This window comes from Paenibacillus hodogayensis (genome assembly GCF_039536325.1).
Classification (GTDB): domain Bacteria; phylum Bacillota; class Bacilli; order Paenibacillales; family NBRC-103111; genus Paenibacillus_AB; species Paenibacillus_AB hodogayensis.
In genome coordinates, this window is sequence record NZ_BAAAYO010000006.1 from 698,924 (window position 1) to 722,059 (window position 23,136).

Sequence of the window (23,136 nt, forward strand, 5' to 3'; positions counted from 1 at the left end):
GCCTCAGTCGGCCTTGAACGTCACGGGGCGGCCGAGCGCGTTGGAAATTTGCTTGGCGTATTCCGTGAAGATGGCTCTGCCGTTATAGTTGTCCAGCAGGTTGTGTAAATAGGACGGCCAATTGGCTGAATCGGCGTCTTCGAACAGCGTCTTCGCCTGCATCGCCCGCATCTGCTTGCGGTAAGCTCCGATATCCATCCCCGGAGGGGGCGCCACGTAAGTCCCGAGCTCGTACAGCTTCTGCCGCTTGAACACCTGAACGATGGCCCGGTCGTGATCGGTCTCTCGCGGATCGACGATTTCCAGCCCGATCGGCGCCGGATCGTCCGCCTTGGCCGAGAAGACGCTCCCCCACACCTCGGTCAAATTGCCATTGGCGGCTATATCCTTCTGGATCGCCTCCGGCAGCAGCGTAATCCGATTGCCTTCCTTCCGGTAGTGGACGTTTTCCTTGCCGATGTGAGCGAGCAGCCAGCCTTCCTGACCGGCCAGCCAATCCAATATTTCTATCGTGCGGCGGGCTTTGGCCTCCGGCGTTTTGGCATTCAGCATGAACGGAATTCCCGGCAGAGGAGCGTAGGTGACGGGCACATCTCCGGCGATATGGAACGCCTCGAACGTCGCCGCGGCATTGCCGGTCATTTCGCGCGTCTTTTTCTGCACGCTGTTGGCGGAGCCGTCGAAGGCGATATCCCGGATGGTGGAATAAAACATCCCCACCTTCCCCTGCTGCACCTTGTTGATATGCTCCCCAGCTTTGTTCCGGAACCAGTCCGGGTCGATGATCTTCTGCTGCATCATCTCGCGGATGTCGTCAAGCACCTGCGCCGTGCGGGCGTTCGTGCCGCTGTCGATCAGCCGATTGTCGCCGTCGATGTAGAAGCCCGGCGTCATGCCGTGTTTGTACCATTGCGGCATATCGTTCGGGATCGCCATGCCGGAGCCGGTCGTCGTGTACCCGTACGTATCGTGTTTGCCGTTGCCGTCCGGATCGTTATACGTAAAAGCTTTCATGACAGCCATCATCTCGTCGTAGGTGGATGGAACCTTCAGCTTGAGCTCCGGATCTTTGCGGTTTAGCGCGTCGATCCAGTCTTTGCGGACATAATAGGCGCCGTAATACGATTTGGAGAAAGGCACGGGCGCCCGCTTGAACGTATGATGCACCTGGTAACGGGATAGTTCCTTTGACGTCACCCATTGAAAATAATGCGGCATCGTCTGCGGCGTCACGTACGGGCTCAGATCGGCCGCGTAGCCGTCCGCCATATAGCTGTACGATTTGGAACCGTCGGCTTGGAACATGTCCGGTCCGTTGCCAGCCTTCAGCGATTCGTGCAGCTTGGCGGAGAACTCGTCGCCCATCGTCATATAATCGAGCTTTAATTCGACCTTGAATTTATCTTCTATCGTTTTTTTGATAAAATCTTTGCCGCCCGCAGGCAAGCTCGCGCCGTTGGCCGGCACCGCGATCATCCAGTGCAGCGACAGCTTGTCCTCCTTCGGCTCGGCCGGCTTATCCGGTTCGGGCGGCTGCGCGGTCTCCTCGGCAGGCTTGACCTCCTGACGGGCGCAGGAGCCGAATACGAGCGCAACCGCCAAAACGGCGGACAGAGCCGCGAGCCCCTTCAACAGCTTGGTCAAAAGCGTAAACCTCCTCAAGGCCGGCATTAGCCGGATATATACACCATGGCCACTGCGTTATCGCGCTTAAGGCCGTCATACTCGGACGGAAGCTCGGGTCTGCATGTGCGTCATTGCGTATTAGAACCAGAGTTTCGACAGCCGAGCCGTTTCTCCTGCCGCCCGCCCGGATATTCCCCGTAAAGTTCACCAATACGCAAAAAACGTCAAAAAAGGAGGCGCCGCGGCGCCCCCCTGACTATCGTTTTTTTGCCTCAGTTCTCCGATTTGAACTTGAGATCCTGCTTCAACGCGGCTCCCACCTGCGAGGCATAGCCTTCGAACAATCCTTTGCCCTGGTACTTATCCATCAGCTCGGCGCGGTATTTCGGCCAATTGGAGGCGTCTTTTTCTTCGAACACGATTTTGTTCTGGTACAAATAGAGCTGTTTGCGGAACGCCGACAAATCCATCCCGACGATCGGGGCCAGGTTCGTGCCGAGCAGCGTATACTTGTACGCCTTCACTTGGCTGGCGATCTGCCGGTCGCGGTCGGTTTCGATCGGATTGACGTATTGCAGGCCGAGCCGGTCCGGCAGCATCGTCGGACTGCTGAATGCCGATCCCCAAATATCGAGGAAGCTGCCGTTGTCCGTAATATCCTTCTTGAACGCCGCCGGATCGATGACGATCTTCGTGCCTTCTTTCTTATAATGCACGCCCGCCTGACCGTAATGGGTGAGCAAAAACCCTTCTTCTCCGCCGAGCCAGTCGAGAATTTCGAGGGAACGCTCGATTTTCGCATCCGTCGTCTTCGAGCTGATCATCCAGGCGTTGCCCGGAAGCGCCTCGTAGCCGATCGGATTGTTCGGGGCAATGTTGAATGGCACGAATTCGGCCGGCTTGCCGGTCACGTCCTTCGTTTTCTTCTGGATGCTGTTCGGCGTATTCTCGAAGGCGGCATCGCGCGCCGTTGCGAAGAACATGCCCGCCTTACCCTGCTGCACTTTGTCGAACTGCTGTCCCGGCTTGTTGAGGAACCAGTCCGGATCGACTACCTTCAGATTGATCATTGCCTTGATGTCGGTCAGCACGCTGCTTAGCCGGATATCGCTGCCCGTGTCGATGAAGTAGCCGTTTTCCATCATAAAGCCCGGCGCCAGATTGTTCTTGATCCATTCCGGAAAATCGCGCGGAATCGCGTTGCCGTTGGCCGCCGCCGTGATCGCGTACGTGTCGTTCTTGCCGTTGCCGTCCGGATCGTTGAACGTAAACGCCTTCGCCACGGCGAGATATTCGTCGTAGTTCGTCGGCACCTTCAGCTTCAAATTCGGGTCTTTCTTGTTCAGGGCGTCGATCCAGTCCTTGCGCACGTAGTGGGTCGCATACTGGTCTCGCAGGAAAGGGATCGGCGCTCGCATGAAGACGCCCTGCACCTGGTAGCGCTTCATCTCGGTATCGTTGATCCAGTATTTGAAGTAGTTCGGCATCTTCTCGGGCGTCGCCCATTTGGTCATATCGAGCGGCACTTTATCCAATATGAATTTATTCGAATTCGTCCCGTCGATCTGGAAAATATCCGGGATGTCGCCTCCGGCGACGCGTGTGTTCAGCTTGCTCTGGTAGTCGGTCCCGGCCGGCATAAAGTCCAGCTTGAGCGTGACGTTAAACTTGTCTTCGATCGCTTTGAGCACGAAATCCTTCGATTTATCCGAAGGAAGCTGCGCGTTGTTGTTTGTGATCATGACCAGCCAGTTCAGCGACAGCTTCTCTTTGCCAGGCTTTCCGGTTCCCGTTTCGGAATCCGCCGCCGGCTTCTCGTCTTTGCTGCCGCAGGCGGACAGAACAAGTACCGCCGTTAATGAGAACGCTGTCAATTGTGCTAACCTTTTCATCAAATCATGACCTCCTGTAAAATATGCTTACTTGGAATGAATGCAGGTTCAAGCGGGTAGTAGCCGGAACAGGCTGCAAGCGCATGTGACGGGAAAACAAGGGTCCAACTGCGGCTCGTCTTTGCAAACGAACGATTGATACCGCTTGCATGTATCGTTCCGGGCGCTCTGCATACCACCTCCAATACAAGTTACATACAGCATATCACACTTATATTAATCTGTAAAATACATGTATTTTACAGAGTGGAAAAACGATTGCATAAAGCAAAAAACAGACAGCGCGGTTTATGTAACCCGCTGCCTGTTCCGTATAGCCTGCTTACCTTTGCACTAGCGCATAGGAGCGCTGCTCGACCATGCGGGCTACGTCGATTACCCGGCAGGCGTATCCCCATTCGTTGTCGTACCAGGCGAGCAATTTGAGCTGCCGGTCTGCGACGGCCAAAGACAGGCCGTCGACCGTCGCCGACTTGTCCGAACCGATATAATCGGAGGAGACAAGCGGCTCACGGCTCCATGCCACATAAGGAGCGTAACGGGATTCCGCGACTGCGCGCTCCAGCCGCTCGGCAGCGGGAATGCGGCCGACGGCCTCGTTCAGCTCGATCGTCATATCGGCCAGCGAGACGTTCGGAACCGGGACGCGCAGCGAAACGCCCTCGACCAATGGAGCGAGACGGGGCAGCACGCCGGCAAGCGCCTTGCCGATTCCGGTCGTCGTTGGAATGATCGACTGGGCGCAGGCCCGGGCGCGCCGTAAATCTTTATGCGGATTGTCGAGATGGTTCTGATCGTTCGTATAAGCGTGCACAGTCGTTATCCACGCCCGGCGTATCCCGTATATTTCGTCGACCATCCGCAATACCGGAGCCACGCAGTTCGTCGTGCACGAGGCGGCCGAAATGAGCCGATGACGCCCCGGCTCGTACTCCTCGTCATTCGCTCCCATGACTACGGTCCAATCGAGCTGCTTGCCGGGAGACGTGACGATGACGCTCTCCGCCCCCCCGCTTAGGTGACGGCTTGCACCGTCGCGGTCCGTAAACGTTCCCGTGGCGTCCAAAACAAGCTTCACGCCGAGACCGGACCAATCGATGCTGGCTGGATCGCGCTCCGACACTACCTTGACGGTGCGGCCGTTAATGATCAGATCCCCGTCGCGGACGGCAATATCCGCATCCCAGCGGCCATGCACCGAGTCGTATTTGAGCAAATGGGCGATCGCATCGGCCGGATAGCTGGCGTTAATCGCGCGGATATCGAGTCTCCCTTCCCCAAAGGCGCGGCGGACGAGCAGCCTCCCGATTCTCCCCAAACCGTTGACACCCGTTCCCCATGACATAGCGGCTCCTCCCTTTCATCCCTTAAAAGTCACTTTATAGTACACACTATAACATAATATATTACGTTTTAAATAGCCTTTATGCTCAATATAAGTGTATTAATTTTATTTAATGTGTCATATTTTCGAATAATGACGACAAATAACCCGCTTCCATAGAAAGCGGGCAGGTTCGCTCCCCGATTCTTCGCCGGGGTCGCTTCTTATTTCATCAATTTATTGACGGTGACCAGCAGTTCGTCGATAATATCCTGATCCCCTTCGCGAATGCGTTCGACGACGCACGATTTCAGATGCCCTTCGAGCAGCAGCTTGCCCACTCCGTTCAAGGCCGCTTGTATGGCCGCGATCTGGTTCAAAACGTCGTCGCAATACGTGTCTTTTTCGATCAATCCTTTGATTCCGCGAATTTGTCCTTCGATCCGGTTCAAGCGGGTAGTCAAGTTTTTTTTCAGCTTATCGGAATGGTGGCTTTTCCGCTCGTCGCCGTCTCCGGTATGACAGCAGGCTTCTTCTGCGGCCAGCATCGTCGGTTCGTCGTTCATGGCAATCGACCTCCTTACTGCCTATGCTACCCTCCCCCCGTATGTTCGTCAAGTCGCCTTGTCTCCGCCCGCTCTGCCGATCTTGTACCGGCTCTATCAACGCCTCGCTTTTGTGGATGCAAAAGCTCCCCCGCTCCTTCCGCGCTCGGCCTAGCCATGTGTGATGCGATTGCCCTGAAGCGAAGCTTCCCGCGTTGACATTCGCACGGGTTCATTGTAATGTGAAGAATGAACGTTACGATACGATCACTGGGGGGGCCCTTGCCGCGGGCTGAGATGAAGGAAGCGACCTTCGGACCCTTTGAACCTGATCTGGAGCAATGCCAGCGTAGGGAAGTGGTGCAGCCGCGATACTTGACCTTATTCGATCGAGCATCGAACGCCAAACCGCCCTTTCCGTGGCGGTTTTTTTGTTGTCTGCCCATCACCGCTTGCCACCTGAGGAGGTCGATGCCCTGTTATGCATGCGGAAGAAACGTCAAGCCGGTATTCCCGGCAAACGCTGTTCAAACCGATCGGCGCAGAAGGTCAGCGCAAGCTGTCCGAAAGCTCCGTTCTGATCGTCGGCATGGGCGCGCTCGGCACCGTGCTGGCCAACCATATGGTGAGGGCCGGCGTCGGCAAGGTGCGTTTTATCGACCGCGACTATGTCGAAGCGAGCAATTTGCACCGGCAAATGCTGTACGACGAGGACGACGCGGCCCGGATGACGCCGAAAGCGATTGCCGCCCGGGAGCGGCTGTCCCGCATCAACTCGTCCGTCGAACTGGAAGCCGTCGTCGCCGACGCGACCGTGGACAATATCGAAAGTCTGCTTGCCGGCGTGGATCTTGCGCTGGACGGAACGGACAACTTCCAGACCCGCTATTTGTTGAACGACGCCTGCTTCAAGCGAGGCATTCCGTTCGTTTACGGCGGCTCCGTCGCTTCGCGGGGCATGAGCGCGATCTTCGTGCCTGGCGAGACGCCGTGTCTGCGCTGTCTGATCCAGCCGTCCGACGACGCGGGCGACACGTGCGATACGGCCGGCGTCATCGCGCCGATCGTCGACATCGTAGCCTCGTACCAGGCGGTCGAGGCGCTGAAGCATCTGGTCGGCGATAGCGCCGCGCGCCGCAGCCGGCTGGTTACACTAGACGTCTGGCACAACCATTACTACGAAATGAAGCTGCCTCCCGCGCGCAGCGACTGCCCCGTATGCTCCGGAAGCCGGTATCCGGCACTGGAGCGCAACGGGACGGAAGGGGCCGCAGCCTCGCTGTGCGGCAGGGAAACGGTGCAAATCCGCGCCCGCGCCTCGTTCGACCTGAACGAATGGCGAGGCCGGCTGGAGCGTGTAGCAACGGTCAAAACAAACCCGTTCCTCCTCAAAGCCGAGCTTCCCGAAGGCGAACGGCTCGTGCTGTTTCCCGACGGCCGGGCGCTGGTGCAAGGCACGGAAGACACGGTGCGGGCCAAGACGCTTTACGCCCGCTATATCGGGATGTAAGACCTTATTACGGCAGTTCTACTTTTAAAAGGGAGGTGCGGTTTTTCATGAAGGAGTTCAAGCTCTATGCCATAACCGGCGAGCAGTTCCATCCGGGCCGCGGTCTGGTCGAGGTCATGGAGGAAGCGCTGCAGGGCGGCTGCGACATTATCCAGCTGCGCGACAAAAAAAGCGCCAAACGCGATGTGCTGCATAAAGCGCGCGCGCTGCGCGAATTGACGTTGCGGTACGGAGCGACGTTTATCGTCAACGATCATATCGATATCGCGCTGGCGGTCGATGCCGACGGCATCCATCTCGGCCAGGACGACCTTCCGCTTGCCGAAGCGCGCAAAATCGTCGGGAGCAAAATCATCGGCATCTCCACGCACGCCATCGAGGAAGCGCGGCAGGCCGAGCGGGACGGAGCCGACTACATCGGCGTCGGACCGATATTTCCGACCCAGAGCAAGGAAGACGTTGTCGCTCCGGTTACGACCGAATACGTAAGTCAGGTTGCGGCGGAGATTCGCATCCCGTTCGTCGCCATCGGCGGCATCAAGCTGCACAATGTCGATCAGGTGCTGCAGGCGGGCGCTTCGCGTATATGCGCCATCAGCGAAATCGTCGGCAGTTCCGACGTTCGCGGCACCTCGCAATCGTTTGTAGCCAAAATCGACGCGGCCGCGCGCAGCCGCGCCTAAGGCCGCAGCCATCTTTCCCTTCCATGGAGGCAGTTGCATGATACCGATTACGATTCAAGTCAACGGACAATCCCGCACCGTCGAGGCCGCTACGGTACTCGAGCTGCTGCGCTTGTACGAGCTGGAAAACAAAATGGTCGTCGTGGAGATCGACGGCGGCATCGTGGAGAAGGAAGGTTGGGCATCGACGGCATTGCGAGACGGCATGCAGGTCGAGCTCGTTCATTTCGTAGGAGGAGGCTGAAGAAGGATGACCCAGGATTCGCTCGTAATAGGCGGCACTTCGCTTGACTCGCGCTTCTTTCTCGGAACCGGGCGTTACCCGAACCCGTTCGTGCAAAATGCGGCGATCGAGGCGTCCGGCGCGCAGGTGCTGACGTTTGCGATTCGCCGCGTCAACCTCGACGCTCCGGGCGAAGACGCGATTTTGCAGCATTTCGAGGGCAAGACGTTCACGTACTTGCCGAATACGTCAGGCGCCCGCACCGCCGACGAAGCCGTGCGCATCGCGCGGCTGGCCCGCGCGGCCGGGATCGGCAACTGGATCAAGGTGGAGATCAGCGCGAACGAAAAGACGCTGCTGCCCGACCCGCTGGAGACGCTGAAGGCGACGGAACGGCTCGCGTCCGAAGGGTTCGTCGTTCTGCCGTATACGTCCGACGATCCGATTCTGTGCAAAAGGCTTGAGGAAGCCGGCGCCGCTGCCGTCATGCCGGGCGGCGCTCCGATCGGAACGGGTCTCGGCATCCTGAATCCGTACAACATCGGCCTCATCGTCGAGGATGCGGGGGTGCCGGTTATCGTGGACGCCGGCCTCGGCTCGGCGCAGGATGTCGTGCAGGCGATGGAGCTCGGCGTCGACGGCATTCTGATGAATACGCCGGTCGCCAAAGCGAAAGATCCGGTGCGCATGGCGCTGGCCATGAAGCTCGCCATCGAGGCGGGACGGCTCGCCCACCTAGCCGGACGCATTCCGAAGAAACGCTACGCCTCGGCGAGCAGCGGGCTCCCCGAGTTGATCCCCGCGCCGCGGAGCTAACCTGACTAATAAGGAAGCTGATTCGCCATGACACAACATGTATTAGTCCTCGGGGGAGGCGTCATCGGGCTATCCTGCGCCTTCGAGCTGCGCCGCCGCGGGTTCGGCGTCACTTTGCTGGAGCAGGGCCGGTGCGGAGGGCAGGCTTCCGGCGCAGCGGCCGGCATGCTTGCCCCCTACTCCGAAAACGTCGAGGAGCCCGACGCCTTCTTCCGACTCTGTCTGCGCAGTCTGAACCTGTACCCCGACTGGCAGCTGGCGGTCAAGGAAGCATCCGGCCTCGATTTCGAATATTCGGCGACCGGCAGCTTATATGTGATGTATCACGATGCCGACGTGCAGGCGATGGAATCGCGCAGGCTGTGGCAGGACGGGCACGGCGCGAAGAGCGAGCTGCTTGACGCGGCCGAGCTGCGGCGGCTGGAGCCGCATATTGCGCCCGAAGCGATCGGCGCCCTGCGCTATCCCGGCGAATCGCATGTTTACGCACCCGACTACGTAAAGGCTTTGGAAGAAGCTTGCCGCCGGACCGGCGTCGTCATCCGCGACGGACTAGGCCCCGTCGATATCTTGCGCTGGCAGGACGGCGCGGAGGTTCGCTCCCCGGCAAGCGGGGAAACGTATCGGGGCGACATTTTGCTCGTCGCCAACGGAGCATGGGCCGGCCTGATGGAAGAAGCGTTCGGGATGGCCATACCGGTCTATCCGATCCGCGGACAAATATGCGCTTACGAGACGCCGGAAATGCCGGTCCGTCATATGGTGTTTTGCAGCCAAGGCTATGTGGTCGGCAAACGCAACGGAACGCTCGTGTGCGGGGCGTCCGAGGATGTGGCCGGTTTCGAAACGACGGTCACCCGGCGCGGCATCGCCCGGCTGGAGAGCTGGAACGGCAAGCTGTTTCCGTTTCTCGGCGGCATGCGCCCGTTTCATGAATGGGCCGGGCTGCGGCCTGCGACGCATGACGGCTTTCCGCTGCTCGGGCGGCTGCGCCGCTCCGATTCGCTGCTGTTCGCAGCCGGCCATTACCGCAACGGCATCCTGCTCAGTCCGGTCACCGCGCATGTCGTGGCGGACTTGCTGGAAGGCCGCGATTCCAGCGGACCGGAGCTGGCTCCGTTCGAGCCCGAAAGGTTCGGCGTACGCGCGTAGACATATTTACATCGGCTAAGGAGGAAACGATTGTGACTGTATTCAAAGCGATGACGATCGCAGGCTCCGACTCGGGCGGCGGGGCCGGCATCCAGGCCGACTTAAAGACGTTTCAGGAGCTCGGCGTATTCGGCACGAGTGCGATTACCGCCATTACGTCGCAAAACACGCTGGGCGTGCAAGCCGTATTCCCGCTGCCGCTCGATACGATCGCCAGCCAGATCGACTCGGTGCTCTCCGACATCGGAGCGGACGCTGTGAAAACCGGCATGCTGTTCTCGGCGGATATTATCCGTCTCGTCGCGGATAAATTGCGGCTGTACGGCCCGCAGCAGGTCGTCGTCGACCCGGTGATGATCGCCAAGGGCGGCGCCGCCCTCCTGCAAAACGAAGCCATCGAGGCGCTGCGCCGGGAGCTGCTGCCGCTCGCCGCCGTGGTGACCCCGAACGTACCGGAAGCGTCCGCCATTTTGGATGGCGCTGTGATCCGCAGCGTGGACGATATGATCGAAGCCGCCCGCAGCCTCCACCGCTTAGGGCCCCGCTACGTCTTTCTGAAAGGCGGCCATTTGGAGGGCGAGGAAGCCGTGGACGTGCTCTTTGACGGCAAAGAGGCCCGCTTGTTCCGCACTCCGCGCATACGCACGAAGCATACTCACGGCACCGGCTGTACGACGGCTTCGGCGATCGCCGCCGGCTTGGCCAAAGGGCTCCCGATCGACGAAGCCGTCGCCCTAGCGAAGCGGTTCATTACCGCGGCCATCGGCTCAGCGCTCGAGATCGGCTCCGGCATCGGGCCGACGCACCATGCCGCTCTGCGTCTGCAGCAGCAATCATCGAGCTGACATTCTCTGCTTTGCGCACAAAAAACCGCCACGGAGCCCTTAAAGGGTCATCCGTGGCGGTTTTGCATAGCGTCGCGGCAGCCGGCACGCTTGTTGGCACGCTCTGTGTGCTCACCCGGCCAGCGCCGGCTCCGCGCCTTTTCAAAACAGGCAGCCGTTATTCTCTTACTCCATCCAAATGGATAATTCCCCGCCGTACTCGTCGTACCAGACCGATGCGCCCAGCTCTTCGACGATAAACCGGCAAGGGACGTAGACGGTATCCCCGTGCTTGCGTACCGTTCCGTCCATCTCGTAAGACTCCCCGTCGATCTCGGCCTGCTTATCGTTCACCATCAAACGAATGACCGTGCCCCATGCGTCCGTGACCGTTACAACGTCCTTGTCGTACTCGACAGAGGAGCCGGTAAAGTCGGCGATACGTTCAACCGGCGCATAAGCGATACCGTCCTCGATATAAGCGTCCGACGCGGTCGCTTCTTCCGGGCTCGCCGCTACGGGTATATACAGCGTCAGCAGTTCCGGGTAGTCATATTGCCGCTCAGCCAGCCATTGGCCGACAATCGAATTCGGATCGGCCGATTCCAGCAGACCGTCGAACCCGTTGTAACGTTCGAATACGAACGGATTCGCTCCAAGCTCCAGCGCATCGGCTTTTACGGGCTTGTTATGGTCCCAGCTTTCCGACCGGATGTTCAGCTTGATGGACGAAACTCCGTCGAAACCGGATTGCGGCCGAATGGAAAACTCCAGCTCGGACTTGCGCAGGTCCAAATTGCGATCGAAGGACAGCTTGGCGCTAACCTTCGTATTATCGTTAAACACCTCGCCGAATGGCCCTTCCTTGGTCTTCTGCGCGCTGTCGACCCCGATCAGAGCAAAGTACAGCCCTTGCTTAATAAATGTATGGATCATGTCGACAGCCAATTCCTTGTCGGAGGCCGTCTCTATGATGCTCTCCATAACATGCCCCATCGGATCTCCGTACATAGGCGTTCCGAGCGGCAGCATATTGGCCAGTTCGCCGTTTTTGGCGTAAGGCTCGATCACCGGCCACAAGACGTCGTACAGCTCGCCGACCAGCTTTTTCACCGCCTGTTCGTCCTTGAGCAGACTGCGAATAAACGTTTTCGCCAAGGGCAGCAGCTCGCTGCCGGTCAGGCTTGCGTCCAGCTTATACACGCTGACTTGCTCGTTATGTATCGTTTCTGTCGTGGACGAGACGCCGATTTGCTTCGGGTTCGGCAAATTGTTGACGATCAGCGACGCGATCGACGTATCGATTCCTTTCTCCTTGTACTTGGCCATCACTTGCTTGCGCATCTTCTGGAACAAATCGTCCGACGACCCTGAGTCGCTCAGACTGTTAAAACCGACCGGCACCACTATAGTCCGCGACACGCCGTCCACTTTCAGCAGAAACTGCTCGGGAGTCGCGAGGATGTGGAACGGAACGGTTCCTTTTTGGACCGTCAGCTGTCCTTTGATCGACATCCGCTCCTGGCTTTCCATCTTGACGCTCTGCAGCTCGAGCTTGGTAGCGTTCAGCTCGTCGATCATCGCCTTCGTATACTCGTCCGTCTCCTTGCCCGCCTCCGGCTCGACATGCAGCGAAATGCTGAGGCTTTGCTGCACCGACTTCGTATTCATACCGGCCAACAGCGCCCGGTTAAGCTCGAGTCCCCCCAGCGACTGACAACCCACGATAGCCGCAAGAGCAGCGAGCAGCAGCCATCGGCCGTAGCGCCAAATGTTTCTCTTTTCCACCTATTCATCTCCCTGTCCGTTTTGTTTGAATTGCAGTACATGCAGTACACATTGGGTTACATTCTATGCAAAGAATGGTTTTCCTGCCTGAACGGCGGCACAATTCGGCATATGGCAAATTTAAGTCTTGAGCCCTATAGCCGCAGACCTACTAAATAAGCGGAGCGAAGCTGCAAGCCAAAGCTCGCTGCCAGTAAAAAAGAAAGGAACCGGCCGCAATGCCCGATTCCGCTACTTTCAAATCGCCCGGTGAAGCCGGAGAGAATTACATACGACGGAGATCGAGCTGAGCGTCATCGCCGTGCCGGCCATCCAAGGTTCGAGTACGCCGGAAGCGGCGAACGGGATGGCAATGACGTTGTACACGAGAGCGAACAGCAAATTTTGGCGTATATTGCCGATCGTCTTGCGGCCGACCCGGATCGCTTCCGACACCCCTGTCAAGTTGCGCTTCAGCAGCGTAATGTCCGCTGCCTCGATCGCCATGTCCGTGCCCGTTCCTACGGCGATGCCGATGTCCGCGGCCCCCAGCGCCGCGGCGTCGTTCAGGCCGTCGCCGACCATCGCCACTTTGCGCCCGGACTGCTGCAGCCGTCTCACCACCGCTACTTTCCCTTCCGGCAGCACATTGGCGTACACTTTGCGAATGCCCAGTTCGGCGGCAATCGCTTTGGCGGTAAGCTCGTTGTCTCCGGTCATCATGATCACCTCGAGCCCGCTCCGTCCGAGCCGCTTGACCGCCTCCTTCGAAGAGGCCGGTATCGTGTCCTGGAGAGCCAGAAAGCCCGCGTACCGGCCGTCTACGGCGACGAACAGCACGGACATGCGCTTTGCCTCCAGCTTGCCGATCATCTCCGGATTTTCCGGGGCATAGATTCCTTGTTGAAGCAAAAGCTGCTTTGTTCCCACATAAACGTGCCGCCCGTCCGCAACCGCTGCGATCCCGTAGCCCGGTATCGCTTCGAAACGGGTCGTCTTCGGGACGTCCAGCTTTTCCCGCACGGCAGCCGATACGATCGCCTGAGCTAGCGGATGCTCCGAGCTCCATTCGGCGGCGGCAGCCAGGCGCAGCAACTCCGCTTTGGTACCGAAAACCGGCTGGACGTCCATTACTTTCGGCTTGCCTTCGGTAATCGTCCCGGTCTTGTCGAGAATGACCGTATCGATCCGGTGCATTTGCTCCAAATGCCGGCCTTCCTTGAACAAAATACCGGACTGGGCCGCTTTGCCCGTACCGACCAGCACCGACGTAGGGGTCGCCAGACCGATCGCGCAAGGACAGGCGATGACCAGCACCGCGATGGCGCGGATCAGAGCCGTGCCGACGTCTCCCGGTTCGACCGCATACATCCAGTAAACGAACGTTACGACCGCCAGGGCGACGATAACCGGTACGAATACCGCCGCTATCCGATCGGCAATGCGCTGTATCGACGGCTTGGAGCTTTGCGCCTCCTCCAGCAGCCGGACCATCCGGGCGACCGTCGATTCGTCGCCAACGGCCATGGCGAACACCCGCAGCGCCCCCGTCTTGTTGATCGTTCCGGCGATCACGCGATCGCCTTCCCGCTTGTCGGACGGGGCCACCTCTCCGGTGACTGCCGCCTCGTCGACCGTAGAGCTTCCGCCGGTCACTCTTCCGTCTACGGGAATCCGTTCGCCGGGACGAATCAGCACCATATCGCCGGCATTCACTTCCGCCAACGGCACTTGCCGTTCCTCCGTGCCGACGAGTACCGTCACGGTTTTCGCCTGAAGCTCGTGCAGCCGACGAATCGCCGTCAATGTGCGCTTTTTGGCGAGCGCCTCCAGCCATTTGCCGAGATGGACAATGGTGATGATCATGGCGCTCGTTTCGTAGTAGAGCGGCACATGGCCGGAATGCCCTCCCGTATGAGCCGCCCCGTTCGGCGAAGCGAGCGTAACCGTCAAGTAATGGCTGTACAGAAACGCGACCGACGTGCTCAAAGCGATCAGTACATCCATATTCGCCGTCCGTCCCCGCAGGGCGTGGAACGCCCCGATGTAGAACTGCAGACCGAATCCGAACTGAACCGGAAGCGCCATCGCGAATTGAAACCACGGGTCCATGAACAGCGCCGGCATCCACACGCCCGAAGTGAACGACCAGTGGCCGAACATCGTCCACAAAAGCGGCAGCGTGAACAGCGCCGAGCCGACAAATCGGTTGCGCAGACGAACTCGTTCCCGTTCGGAGTCCTTCGCCGTATCGCTCTCTTCGCGGGCCAGCGGGAACATCGCGTAGCCAAGCTGGCGTACCTTCTCGCCGATCTGCGACACATCGATCTTCCGGTTATCGAAGGCGACGGACATGCGCTCCATGGCCAAATTGACGGAAACCCCGTCAACGCCCTCCATCCGGGAAAGCGACTTCTCGATACGCGCGGCGCAGGCCGCGCAAGTCATGCCGGTCACCCGGAACGTGGAACGCTCCACGATGACCGGAGGGTTGCTGCTCATCGTCATCACCTCGATTGACAAGCGTTACATCCCATGTATATGGAGAGTGGTTCACTTTCATGCTGGCCCGTTCGGGCCGTTTTTGCCTTTGCAGCGCTTTTCTAGAAAGCCAAATAGACCCCCGCTGCCGTTTTCGGGGGTCCTACAGGCGATTGTATCGATCGATCTACTTTTTGCCGAGACGCTTTCTTAAAGCTTTCACTTTCCCCTGGGGTAAGCCTGTCAGTTCAACGACCAAAGCCATGTCCATATTTTTGCCTAACATGTTCAGCGCCACTTTCTCCATTCCTTGCTCTATTCCCTTTTCTATGCCTTCGCTCTATCCCTTTTAAAACAGCCTGTTCCTGAATCCACTCCACATTCCGCTCCAGATTGGATATCACGCCGCTCAGCCCCTTTATAGTATAGCCGGCTTCGTTTCGAGCGGGATTCGGAACGAAAAAAAGGCCGGGAAACGGAGCTCCCGACCTTTTTACTTATGCGTTAGCGGTTCTTGAATAAAGACGTATACTCGCCGTAGCCCTGCTCCTCCAGCTTGCTAGCCGGCACAAACCGCAGCGCTGCCGAATTGATGCAGTACCGCAAACCCGTCGGCTTCGGACCGTCCTCGAAAACGTGGCCCAAGTGCGAATCCGCATTCTTGCTGCGCACTTCCGTACGCACCATGTTGTGTGTCACGTCGACGTGTTCGGTAACTTCCTCCTCGTCGATCGGCTTCGTGAACGAAGGCCAGCCGCAACCGGAGTCAAATTTGTCCAGGGAGCTGAACAACGGCTTGCCGGAAACGATATCGACGTAGATGCCTTCTTCTTTATGGTCCCAGAACTCGTTGCGAAACGCCGGCTCGGTGCCGCTATTCTGCGTCACTTCGAACTGGATCGGCGTCAGCCGCTGTTTCAGCTCTTCCTGGCGCCCCTTGTCCTTCCAGCTTTCCTTCAAGAATTTGGCGCGGCCGGAGCCCGTATAGTAGGCCTCGTAACGGACCGGATTCGTCTTATAATAGCCTTGATGATAGTTCTCGGCAGCATAGAAGGGCTTAGCCGGCAAGATCGGGGTGACGATCGGCTTGCTGAACACGCCGCTTTGTTCGAGCCTCCGCTTGGATTGCTCGGCCTGAACGCGTTGTTCCTCGCTGTGTACGAAGATCGCCGTCGTGTAAGAATGGCCCCGGTCGGCGAACTGTCCGCCGGCATCGGTCGGATCAATGAGCCTCCAGTATAAATCGACCAGCTCCTCATACGGAAACTGCTCCGGATCGAACGTAATTTGCACGGCTTCGAGATGGCCGGTTTTGTCGCTGCACACTTGCTCGTAAGTCGGATTCTCCACGTGACCGCCGGTATAGCCGGATACGACGCGAATAATACCCGGTTGCTGATCGAACGGCTTCACCATGCACCAGAAGCAGCCTCCGGCGAAGGTAGCCAGTTCGTAACGCTCGTTTGAATCGCTCATGCATGCATCTCCTCGCTTCGTCTTGGATTTTGCCTAGGATTACTATCGGTTTTGTCCCATTATACCACTTTCGCCGACGAAAGAAAGCACGCTACTGTTATCCGCCGATTCAGCCGGCAAAGTCGGACAATGGAAGGAATCTATGGTAAACTAGCAGCGTACACCATACATAAGGGAGAGATACTAGTGAGCGTCCAATTCCGCAACGACTGGGCTCCGCTGCTGGAAACCGAGTTTGCCAAGCCTTATTATACCGAGCTTCGCCGCTTTCTAGCCGAGGAATACCGCAGCCGGACCATCTACCCGGATATGTACGATATTTACGCCGCCTTGCATCTGACCAGCTATGAAGACACGAAGGTCGTTATCCTTGGCCAAGACCCGTACCACGGCCCCGGCCAGGCGCACGGGCTCAGTTTTTCGGTCAAGCCCGGCGTTCCCGCTCCGCCTTCGCTGCAAAATATTTTCAAAGAGCTGCACGACGATCTCGGCTGCTTTATTCCGAACAACGGCTATCTTGTCCATTGGGCCGAACAAGGCGTGCTGCTGCTCAACACGGTATTGACCGTTCAGGCGCATACCGCCAACTCCCACCGGGGCCACGGCTGGGAGTCGTTCACGGACCGCGTCATCGCCATGCTGAACGAGCGGGACAAGCCGGTCGTCTTCATCTTATGGGGTTCCCCGGCCCAGAAAAAAGCCCAATACATCGATACGTCGAAGCATTTCATCATCCGTTCGCCTCATCCGAGCCCGTTGTCGGCTTACCGCGGATTTTTCGGCAGCAAGCCGTTTTCTCGAGCCAACCGTTTTTTGAGCGAACACGGTATGAAAGAGATCGATTGGCAAATTCCGAACTTATAATTCAAAGAGATAACATCTAAGCAGGCCTTATTCGAAACGAAGGAGCGGATCGGCATGGCAGATCATCTCGTTCAATACTATGTAGTCAATCGGGAGCTGACGATGTCTCCCGGTAAAATAGCCGCTCAGGTAGCTCACGCCGCTACTCTGGCGGCCATCGATCTGCTGCGCGGGGACGCTTCGCGATTTCCCGCCCCCGAATTTTTGCAATGGTTCGCAGAATGGTACGGGGACGGCATGAAAAAAATCGTGCTGAAGGGCAGCGCGTCCGCGATGGACAAGCTGGTCGGGCAAGGCTTCTATCCCGTACGCGACGGCGGTTTGACGGAAATTCCTTCCGGCTCGTTGACCGTCGTCTGTCTGCCGCCGATGCCCAAGGCCAAGGCGCAGCTGTATGTAAAAGGGTTAAGCTTGTACTAACCAGAAACGGCAAAGGTGGTTTTACATGAAACCTATACGGAATTCCGCTAAGGCGGTCATTGTTCAGGACGGCTCGGTATTGCTGACGAAAAACAAGGACGCGGAAGGCTTCTTCTATTTATTCCCAGGAGGCGGTCAGGAGCCTGCCGAAGAATTGAAGGCAGCGGTCGTCCGCGAATGTCTAGAAGAAATCGGGCGAATCGTTACCGTCGGCGAGCTGCTGCACGTTCGTGAATACATTGGTAAAAACCATCAGTTTGCGGAATGGGACGCCGATGTCCATCAGGTCGAATTTTATTTCCGCTGCGATTTATGTCCGGACGAGATCGCCGAGTTTGTCGGGTCCAACCCGGACGACCATCAGGTCGGGGTCGAATGGATCGAGCTGGCCCGCCTTAGCGAGGTTCGTCTTTATCCACAGTCGCTTGCCGACTTGCTTCGTCTCGGTCAAGCCTCCCCGTGCTACTTGGGAGATACGCCTTAAGCGTCTCTTAAAGCAAGCAAAGCCCCCGAGCTGCCAAACGGCAATTCGAGGGCTTGCTTTGTATGCATATTAGCCTTGAGCGTAAATATGCGGGTTTTGGCGGCGGCATTCTTCCATAACGGCCATTTGCTGACGCACCTGCTGCGGCGTAATTTCGAGCGGAGCTCCCGTCGTCAAAGAGTGGTGCAGCATCAAGTAGAGCGATTTGGTGTTCTGATCGAACATCGAAAGCCCCTCGATCTGAGCGTATTCCCATGACTCCTCATACCAGGTCAGCTTCTCGCTGCAATAAGCCGGCTCGCCATTGGCGTTGAACAGCGGCGCACGAGTCAACTCCTGTTCAGGAGCTTCCTCCGACTTGAAAAATTTCCACTGCAGCTTGTTCGTATTGCCTGTCAAACCGCCGTTCGTGCCTTGAATCGTAAATTGCGCTCTCGGGAAGGTCGAGCAGGACGAAATTTCAAGGTCGATCGTCGGACGGCCTTGACCGCGCAAAATGATTTTGACATAGTCTTCGGCGTCGCCAAACGTATTGGCTCTGTCCATGATACACGTTACTTGCGGCATAATGTCCGTGCCGAACAGTTGCAGCGCCTGGTCCACCGGATGCGGTCCGGTATTCAGCAGATTGCCGCCGTTGTTCGATTGCAGCGTCTGCCAGTCCCAGCGGCGGGCGAAGCCGTTGTTCGTGAAGTCGACCTGCACGATGCGTCCGAGCACGCCAGAGTCGATGATTTCACGCATTTTCAGGAATGCCGGCATGTAGCGCGATTGCTGGAACACCGCGAGCACTTTGCCGTTTTTCTCAGCGGCGGCGATCAGTTGGTCCACTTCCTCCGGCGTCTTGGCAAGCGGCTTTTCGCAAAGCACGTTTACGCCCTTGTTCAGCAGATCGAGCGAGATCGGGAAGTGCAGATCGCTCGGCGACGCGTTGACGACCAGGTCAAGCTCTTCATTAGCGACCATCTCTTCATAAGTTGCGTACGCTTTACAGCCATATTCCTGCTCGGCGCGAACGCGGCGGTCTTCCAAGCCGTCCGCTACAGCCGTCACTTTGTATTGGTCGCCAAGCCGCACAAGCAAATGTCCGTGAATGTTCCGTCCGCTGCGGCCTTGTCCGATAATGCCCACCTTTAAAATACTCATTGTTTTTCTCGACTCCTTTATTGGCTTGCGATTATTGAGCATGAAAAGAACCGTTGCACGTAACTAAATATACCGTGTAACGGCCCATGCCGCTTGCACTATTTTATTAATTGCTTTGATTTATTTTTCGTTATTCCAGTACCGACTTTTTGTAATCGGTCGGCGTCATGCCGGTTCTTTTTTTGAACGTGCGGATAAAGTGGCTCAGATGGCGGAAGCCGACCTGGAAGCAAATTTGCGTCATCGTATGCGCGCCGATCCGGATCAGCTCCTTGGCCCGCTCGATTCGGACCTCGTGCAAATATTCCACGAACGTCTGACCTGTAGTCTTCTTGAACAGATGGCTGAAATACGCCGGCGTCATATTGGCGATGACCGCGCCCTGCTCTAGCGGAATATCTTGCCCGTAGTTTTCCTGAATGTACCGGATGACATCGTCGAATTGCTTGTATTGCGGACGCTGGCCCTCCGCCGACTGACGCTGGCGCTCCGTTTTGCGGAACTCCCGGTCGATCAGGATTAGCAGCTTGACCACATTGATCTGTACCGAAAATTCGTAGCCTTCTTCGCGATTCTGTACTTCCTCCTGGATGTCCTGGAGCAGCCCCTCGACGAGAAGCTGCTTGTCTTGGGAAATATGCAGCCACGGCTGCAGCCATTCGGAAGCGGTGCCGGTATTTTCAAAGTGAACGACATGCTGAAACAGCGATCTTGAAAACGGCTTCAAATGATCTCCCAGAAAAGCCGGCATAAAATCGAGCAGCACGAATTCAAATTCTTTGTCCTCGAACGAGTTGATACAGTGGGGCCGCAATGGCGGAATGATGAACAGATCGCCTTTGCCGACAGTCAGCGTTTTATCGCAAAAGGTGTGTGCCCCGACTCCCCTGACCACGTAAGCAAGCTGAATATAATCGTGCATATGCAACCTTTGATTCATCTTGCTTCCTTTATGCCGGATGAATTTGAACTGGAAATCGTCGTTCAGTTGATCCTTGAATTGCAACAACTGGGCGCTCATGACGTTCCTCCCGTGACGCGGCAATGAAAGCCGACTCGGCTTGCCGTTTCTACCCTTAGTCTATTACAAAAAGGCCGTTCAAACAATACCGGGTTTGTCCTTAAACAGTCTGTAACACGTTCGCCCGTCATTTCAAAAAACGGCGCATGAGCCGGTAGCCGGACTTCGACGACGGGTAGCGGAACGGCATATCGAAGGCGGTCGTCTGCTTCAGCACGCTTTTGTAATGGGAGAAGGCGCGAAAGCCGAATTCTCCGTGGTAGCTGCCTGTCCCGCTCTCTCCTACGCCCCCGAACGGCAAATACGGGGTGGCGACATGCATCAGCGTATCGTTAATACAGCCGCCGCCAAACGACAATCGGTCGACGACTCGCTGCTGCACCGTTTCATCCTTGGCGAACACATACAGTGCAAGCGGCTTCGGCTTATCCAGCACGAAGCGGATCGCCTCATCCAACTCGCCGTATTCGAGCACAGGGAGGATCGGGCCGAATATTTCCTCCTTCATGACCTGAGCGTCCAGAGGGACATTGTCAAGCGCCGTCGGCGCGATTTTCCGCAGCAGCGCATCCGTCTCGCCTCCGAAGACGATCTCCCCTTCGTCCAAATAGCTCTTGAGCCGATCATAGTGTCGGTCGTTGACGATTTTCGGATAAAGCGGGCTGCGCACCGGCGCTTTGCCGTAAAACCGCTCCACCTCCTGCCGCATCTTCTCCAGCAGCTCCTGCTTGACTTCCCGGTGCACGAGCAAATAGTCCGGCGCAACGCACGTCTGACCGCCGTTCGTGAACTTGCCGAAGGCGATCCGCCGCGCGGCCAGCTTCAGATCGGCATCGCGATGTACGATGCACGGGCTTTTCCCGCCAAGCTCCAGCGTAACCGGAATGAGCCTGCGCGCGGCCGCCTCGGCCACTTTTTTTCCGATCGAGGTGCTTCCGGTGAAGAAGACGGTGTCGAACGGCTGCTCCAGCAGCTCCGTGCTCGTCTCCGGCCCTCCCTCGACAACCGCAATATGACGAGGATCGAAATGATCCCGCACCAGCGCGGAAATTAGCGACGATACGGAAGGCGTCAGCTCCGAGGGCTTCACTACGGCCGTATTGCCGGCGGCAATAGCGGCAACGAGCGGAGTAAACGTAAGGTTTACGGGGTAATTCCATGGCGATATGATCAGCGCGGTTCCGTACGGCTCCGGCACGATATAGCTTTTGCTGCCGAGCATGGCGGTCATGCTTTTGACTTTGCGGGCTTTCACCCATTTCTTCAAATGCTTCATGGCAAACGATATTTCATGCAGCACGACCCCGATTTCCGTCGCGTAAGCCTCCGCCTTCGGCTTGCTCAAGTCGCGGTGAAGCGCTTCGAAAAGCTGGTCCTCCGCCCCTTGCAGCGTCTCTCGCAGCTTCTGCAGCGTATCGAGGCGGTGCCGGATGTCTTTGGTCATGCCGCTGTCGTAATATTGCTTTTGTCGTTCCACCAGTTCGCTTAAGGATATGTCCATTACGCATTCCGCCTTCCCGGGCTCAATGAAAAGTTGCCCCGACATCCATAATTCACTACAATGATAAAGACAAACCGACAAAGGACGATCCTATGGTAACGATTTACGATATCGCCAAGCGGGCGAATGTCTCCGCGATGACGGTTTCCCGGGTCATCAACAATTCCGGCCGGATCAGCGCGAGCACGCGCGAGAAAGTAAAGCGGATCATGGAGGAGCTCCACTACGTCCCGAACTCGACGGCGCGCAGCCTCGTCAAGCAGGAAACGAAGATGCTCTCGCTCCTCATTACTGATATCACGAATCCGTTCTTCACCACGCTCGCCCGGGGGGCCGAGGACGCCGCCATGGAGCTCGGCTACAAGCTGCTGTTCGGCAACAGCGACGAAAAGCTGTCCAAGGAGCGGGAATATGTGGACATGATGCTTTCGACGCGCGTCGATGGCTTGCTATTTGCCCCCGCCTCGGACGACTCCGCGGAGCATTTGACCATGCTGAACGTCCATCAGGTGCCTTTCGTGCTTGTCGACCGGGACGTGCCCGGCGTGGAGGCGGACGTCGTGCTCGGCGAAAACCGCTCGGGAGCGGCCCGGCTTACGGCCTACCTGCTCGCTCTCGGCCACCGGCGCATCGCGCTCATCAACGGCTTCGGCACCGTATCGACCGCCAGGGAGCGGTTCGCGGGCTATTGCGATGCGCTCGCGGAGCACGGTATCGGCTACGACAAGTCGCTTGTCGTCGAATACGGCTATAACCGGTTCGACGATCCGGACAAGCTGGAGCGGGTCATGCGGCTGCCTGACCCGCCAACAGCTATATTCGCGGCCAATAACGTGCTGGCCGTCAGCATCATCGCTTTTTTGCGCGGCAAAGGGATCGGTGTTCCCGAGCAAATGTCCGTCGTCTGCTTCGAGGATGTCGGCCTCGCCTCGAAGCTGGATCCGTTCCTGACGGTGGTCATGCAGCCTGCTTACGACTTCGGCTACAAAGGCGTACGACTGCTGATCGACCGCATTCGCCGCAAGGACGAGCTGGAGCGGCAGACGATCCGCCTCCCTTCGGAGATGATCATCCGCAAGTCGGCGGGGCCTCCGGCATAAGCGCGTCGAGCGGCTCTGACCGCCGCCCGCTTGCCTCAAACGAAACACCCTATTATGGAAAGGATGTCAACCGTGGACGTCGTCAACATTAGCGGCCTAGAGCCGGATTTTTTCATTACCGTCGCCTTATTCATTCTGTTTATCCTGTCCATGCTCGGCATGGGCGTCCTCCGGCTATTTCAGCAGTTCAAACGCAGCGGCATCCTCTATATCGCAACCGGCCTGGTCGGCATCGTCGCCTTCGTCGTCGTGCTGAATGTCTGGTACGTCTAGAATCCGCC

General features: G+C 57.7%; 21 protein-coding genes and 1 riboswitch. Of the genes, 11 read left to right on the forward strand and 10 right to left on the reverse strand.

Annotated features, from left to right (window positions below; genetic code table 11):
* Positions 1-3 precede the first annotated feature (3 nt).
* The 4 genes from ABD796_RS14310 to ABD796_RS14325 form a co-directional block, all read right to left on the reverse strand.
* Positions 4-1,644, reverse strand: a complete 1,641-nt coding sequence (locus ABD796_RS14310; RefSeq protein ID WP_344908781.1) for a type 2 periplasmic-binding domain-containing protein — start codon at positions 1,642-1,644, stop codon at positions 4-6.
* Positions 1,645-1,898: 254 nt separating this feature from the next.
* Complete coding sequence (locus ABD796_RS14315; RefSeq protein WP_344908782.1) at positions 1,899-3,518, reverse strand: extracellular solute-binding protein; 1,620 nt, start codon at positions 3,516-3,518, stop codon at positions 1,899-1,901.
* Positions 3,519-3,840: 322 nt separating this feature from the next.
* A complete protein-coding gene (locus ABD796_RS14320) occupies positions 3,841-4,863 on the reverse strand; it encodes a type I glyceraldehyde-3-phosphate dehydrogenase (RefSeq protein ID WP_344908783.1) in 1,023 nt (340 codons plus the stop codon).
* Between the two features lie 203 nt (positions 4,864-5,066).
* Positions 5,067-5,390 carry a metal-sensitive transcriptional regulator gene (locus ABD796_RS14325; protein ID WP_344908961.1) on the reverse strand — a complete coding sequence of 108 codons (324 nt, stop codon included), beginning with the start codon at positions 5,388-5,390 and terminating at the stop codon, positions 5,067-5,069.
* A 259-nt stretch (positions 5,391-5,649) separates the two neighbouring features.
* A riboswitch (TPP riboswitch) is annotated at positions 5,650-5,760 on the forward strand.
* Between the two features lie 108 nt (positions 5,761-5,868).
* On the opposite strand from ABD796_RS14325, the gene ABD796_RS14330 reads away from it, so the two are divergent.
* The 6 genes from ABD796_RS14330 to thiD are packed head-to-tail and all read left to right on the forward strand — an operon-like array spanning position 5,869 to position 10,616.
* Entirely contained in the window at positions 5,869-6,897 is a 1,029-nt protein-coding gene (locus ABD796_RS14330; protein ID WP_344908784.1) for a ThiF family adenylyltransferase, read from the forward strand.
* A 47-nt stretch (positions 6,898-6,944) separates the two neighbouring features.
* Complete coding sequence (gene thiE, locus ABD796_RS14335; protein WP_344908785.1) at positions 6,945-7,580, forward strand: thiamine phosphate synthase; 636 nt, start codon at positions 6,945-6,947, stop codon at positions 7,578-7,580.
* 37 nt (positions 7,581-7,617) lie between these two features.
* The gene (thiS, locus tag ABD796_RS14340) at positions 7,618-7,824 is read left to right on the forward strand and encodes a sulfur carrier protein ThiS (protein ID WP_344908786.1); all 207 of its coding nucleotides are present in this window, start codon (positions 7,618-7,620) and stop codon (positions 7,822-7,824) included.
* A gap of 6 nt (positions 7,825-7,830) precedes the next feature.
* On the forward strand, positions 7,831-8,619 hold the full coding sequence (locus ABD796_RS14345) for a thiazole synthase (RefSeq protein WP_344908787.1): 789 nt from the start codon (positions 7,831-7,833) through the stop codon (positions 8,617-8,619).
* A gap of 27 nt (positions 8,620-8,646) precedes the next feature.
* Positions 8,647-9,771: a glycine oxidase ThiO gene (gene thiO, locus ABD796_RS14350; protein WP_344908788.1), complete on the forward strand. Its 1,125-nt coding sequence runs from the start codon at positions 8,647-8,649 to the stop codon at positions 9,769-9,771.
* Positions 9,772-9,821: 50 nt separating this feature from the next.
* A complete protein-coding gene (gene thiD, locus ABD796_RS14355) occupies positions 9,822-10,616 on the forward strand; it encodes a bifunctional hydroxymethylpyrimidine kinase/phosphomethylpyrimidine kinase (protein WP_344908962.1) in 795 nt (264 codons plus the stop codon).
* Positions 10,617-10,781: 165 nt separating this feature from the next.
* Here thiD and ABD796_RS14360 read toward each other — a convergent pair whose 3' ends face one another.
* The 3 genes from ABD796_RS14360 to msrB form a co-directional block, all read right to left on the reverse strand.
* Positions 10,782-12,383 (reverse strand): copper amine oxidase N-terminal domain-containing protein, encoded by a 1,602-nt coding sequence (locus ABD796_RS14360; protein WP_344908789.1) that lies wholly within the window; start codon positions 12,381-12,383, stop codon positions 10,782-10,784.
* Positions 12,384-12,620: 237 nt separating this feature from the next.
* Positions 12,621-14,885 (reverse strand): heavy metal translocating P-type ATPase, encoded by a 2,265-nt coding sequence (locus ABD796_RS14365; protein WP_344908790.1) that lies wholly within the window; start codon positions 14,883-14,885, stop codon positions 12,621-12,623.
* A 462-nt stretch (positions 14,886-15,347) separates the two neighbouring features.
* On the reverse strand, positions 15,348-16,319 hold the full coding sequence (msrB, locus tag ABD796_RS14370; protein ID WP_344908791.1) for a peptide-methionine (R)-S-oxide reductase MsrB: 972 nt from the start codon (positions 16,317-16,319) through the stop codon (positions 15,348-15,350).
* 186 nt (positions 16,320-16,505) lie between these two features.
* On the opposite strand from msrB, the gene ABD796_RS14375 reads away from it, so the two are divergent.
* The 3 genes from ABD796_RS14375 to ABD796_RS14385 are packed head-to-tail and all read left to right on the forward strand — an operon-like array spanning position 16,506 to position 18,087.
* Positions 16,506-17,183 carry a uracil-DNA glycosylase gene (locus tag ABD796_RS14375; protein ID WP_344908792.1) on the forward strand — a complete coding sequence of 226 codons (678 nt, stop codon included), beginning with the start codon at positions 16,506-16,508 and terminating at the stop codon, positions 17,181-17,183.
* A gap of 54 nt (positions 17,184-17,237) precedes the next feature.
* Complete coding sequence (locus ABD796_RS14380; RefSeq protein ID WP_344908793.1) at positions 17,238-17,603, forward strand: aminoacyl-tRNA hydrolase; 366 nt, start codon at positions 17,238-17,240, stop codon at positions 17,601-17,603.
* A 25-nt stretch (positions 17,604-17,628) separates the two neighbouring features.
* Positions 17,629-18,087, forward strand: coding sequence for an NUDIX domain-containing protein (locus ABD796_RS14385; RefSeq protein WP_344908794.1), 459 nt, complete (start codon positions 17,629-17,631; stop codon positions 18,085-18,087).
* A 69-nt stretch (positions 18,088-18,156) separates the two neighbouring features.
* Here ABD796_RS14385 and ABD796_RS14390 read toward each other — a convergent pair whose 3' ends face one another.
* The 3 genes from ABD796_RS14390 to ABD796_RS14400 all read right to left on the reverse strand — a co-directional run bounded on the left by ABD796_RS14390 (position 18,157) and on the right by ABD796_RS14400 (position 21,755).
* Positions 18,157-19,233 (reverse strand): Gfo/Idh/MocA family protein, encoded by a 1,077-nt coding sequence (locus ABD796_RS14390; RefSeq protein WP_344908795.1) that lies wholly within the window; start codon positions 19,231-19,233, stop codon positions 18,157-18,159.
* Positions 19,234-19,363: 130 nt separating this feature from the next.
* Positions 19,364-20,254: an AraC family transcriptional regulator gene (locus ABD796_RS14395; RefSeq protein WP_344908796.1), complete on the reverse strand. Its 891-nt coding sequence runs from the start codon at positions 20,252-20,254 to the stop codon at positions 19,364-19,366.
* A 127-nt stretch (positions 20,255-20,381) separates the two neighbouring features.
* Positions 20,382-21,755 carry an aldehyde dehydrogenase gene (locus ABD796_RS14400; RefSeq protein ID WP_344908797.1) on the reverse strand — a complete coding sequence of 458 codons (1,374 nt, stop codon included), beginning with the start codon at positions 21,753-21,755 and terminating at the stop codon, positions 20,382-20,384.
* Positions 21,756-21,847: 92 nt separating this feature from the next.
* On the opposite strand from ABD796_RS14400, the gene ABD796_RS14405 reads away from it, so the two are divergent.
* Together ABD796_RS14405 and ABD796_RS14410 are read left to right on the forward strand one after the other, a co-directional pair.
* Positions 21,848-22,855: a LacI family DNA-binding transcriptional regulator gene (locus ABD796_RS14405; protein WP_344908798.1), complete on the forward strand. Its 1,008-nt coding sequence runs from the start codon at positions 21,848-21,850 to the stop codon at positions 22,853-22,855.
* Positions 22,856-22,927: 72 nt separating this feature from the next.
* The gene (locus tag ABD796_RS14410) at positions 22,928-23,128 is read left to right on the forward strand and encodes a Sec62 family protein translocation protein (RefSeq protein WP_344908799.1); all 201 of its coding nucleotides are present in this window, start codon (positions 22,928-22,930) and stop codon (positions 23,126-23,128) included.
* Positions 23,129-23,136: the final 8 nt, after the last annotated feature.

Bases quoted from the DNA above. Each gene is read 5' to 3' on its own strand.
- thiE (WP_344908785.1), top strand. From the start codon at position 6,945: ATGAAGGAGTTCAAGCTCTATGCCATAACCGGCGAGCAGTTCCATCCG.
- ABD796_RS14390 (WP_344908795.1), bottom strand. From the start codon at position 19,233: ATGAGTATTTTAAAGGTGGGCATTATCGGACAAGGCCGCAGCGGACGG.
- ABD796_RS14395 (WP_344908796.1), bottom strand. From the start codon at position 20,254: ATGAGCGCCCAGTTGTTGCAATTCAAGGATCAACTGAACGACGATTTC.
- thiS (WP_344908786.1), top strand. From the start codon at position 7,618: ATGATACCGATTACGATTCAAGTCAACGGACAATCCCGCACCGTCGAG.
- thiD (WP_344908962.1), top strand. From the start codon at position 9,822: ATGACGATCGCAGGCTCCGACTCGGGCGGCGGGGCCGGCATCCAGGCC.
- ABD796_RS14320 (WP_344908783.1), bottom strand. From the start codon at position 4,863: ATGTCATGGGGAACGGGTGTCAACGGTTTGGGGAGAATCGGGAGGCTG.
- ABD796_RS14325 (WP_344908961.1), bottom strand. From the start codon at position 5,390: ATGCTGGCCGCAGAAGAAGCCTGCTGTCATACCGGAGACGGCGACGAG.
- ABD796_RS14330 (WP_344908784.1), top strand. From the start codon at position 5,869: ATGCATGCGGAAGAAACGTCAAGCCGGTATTCCCGGCAAACGCTGTTC.
- ABD796_RS14405 (WP_344908798.1), top strand. From the start codon at position 21,848: ATGGTAACGATTTACGATATCGCCAAGCGGGCGAATGTCTCCGCGATG.
- ABD796_RS14315 (WP_344908782.1), bottom strand. From the start codon at position 3,518: ATGAAAAGGTTAGCACAATTGACAGCGTTCTCATTAACGGCGGTACTT.
- thiO (WP_344908788.1), top strand. From the start codon at position 8,647: ATGACACAACATGTATTAGTCCTCGGGGGAGGCGTCATCGGGCTATCC.
- ABD796_RS14400 (WP_344908797.1), bottom strand. From the start codon at position 21,755: ATGGACATATCCTTAAGCGAACTGGTGGAACGACAAAAGCAATATTAC.
- ABD796_RS14385 (WP_344908794.1), top strand. From the start codon at position 17,629: ATGAAACCTATACGGAATTCCGCTAAGGCGGTCATTGTTCAGGACGGC.
- msrB (WP_344908791.1), bottom strand. From the start codon at position 16,319: ATGAGCGATTCAAACGAGCGTTACGAACTGGCTACCTTCGCCGGAGGC.
- ABD796_RS14345 (WP_344908787.1), top strand. From the start codon at position 7,831: ATGACCCAGGATTCGCTCGTAATAGGCGGCACTTCGCTTGACTCGCGC.
- ABD796_RS14380 (WP_344908793.1), top strand. From the start codon at position 17,238: ATGGCAGATCATCTCGTTCAATACTATGTAGTCAATCGGGAGCTGACG.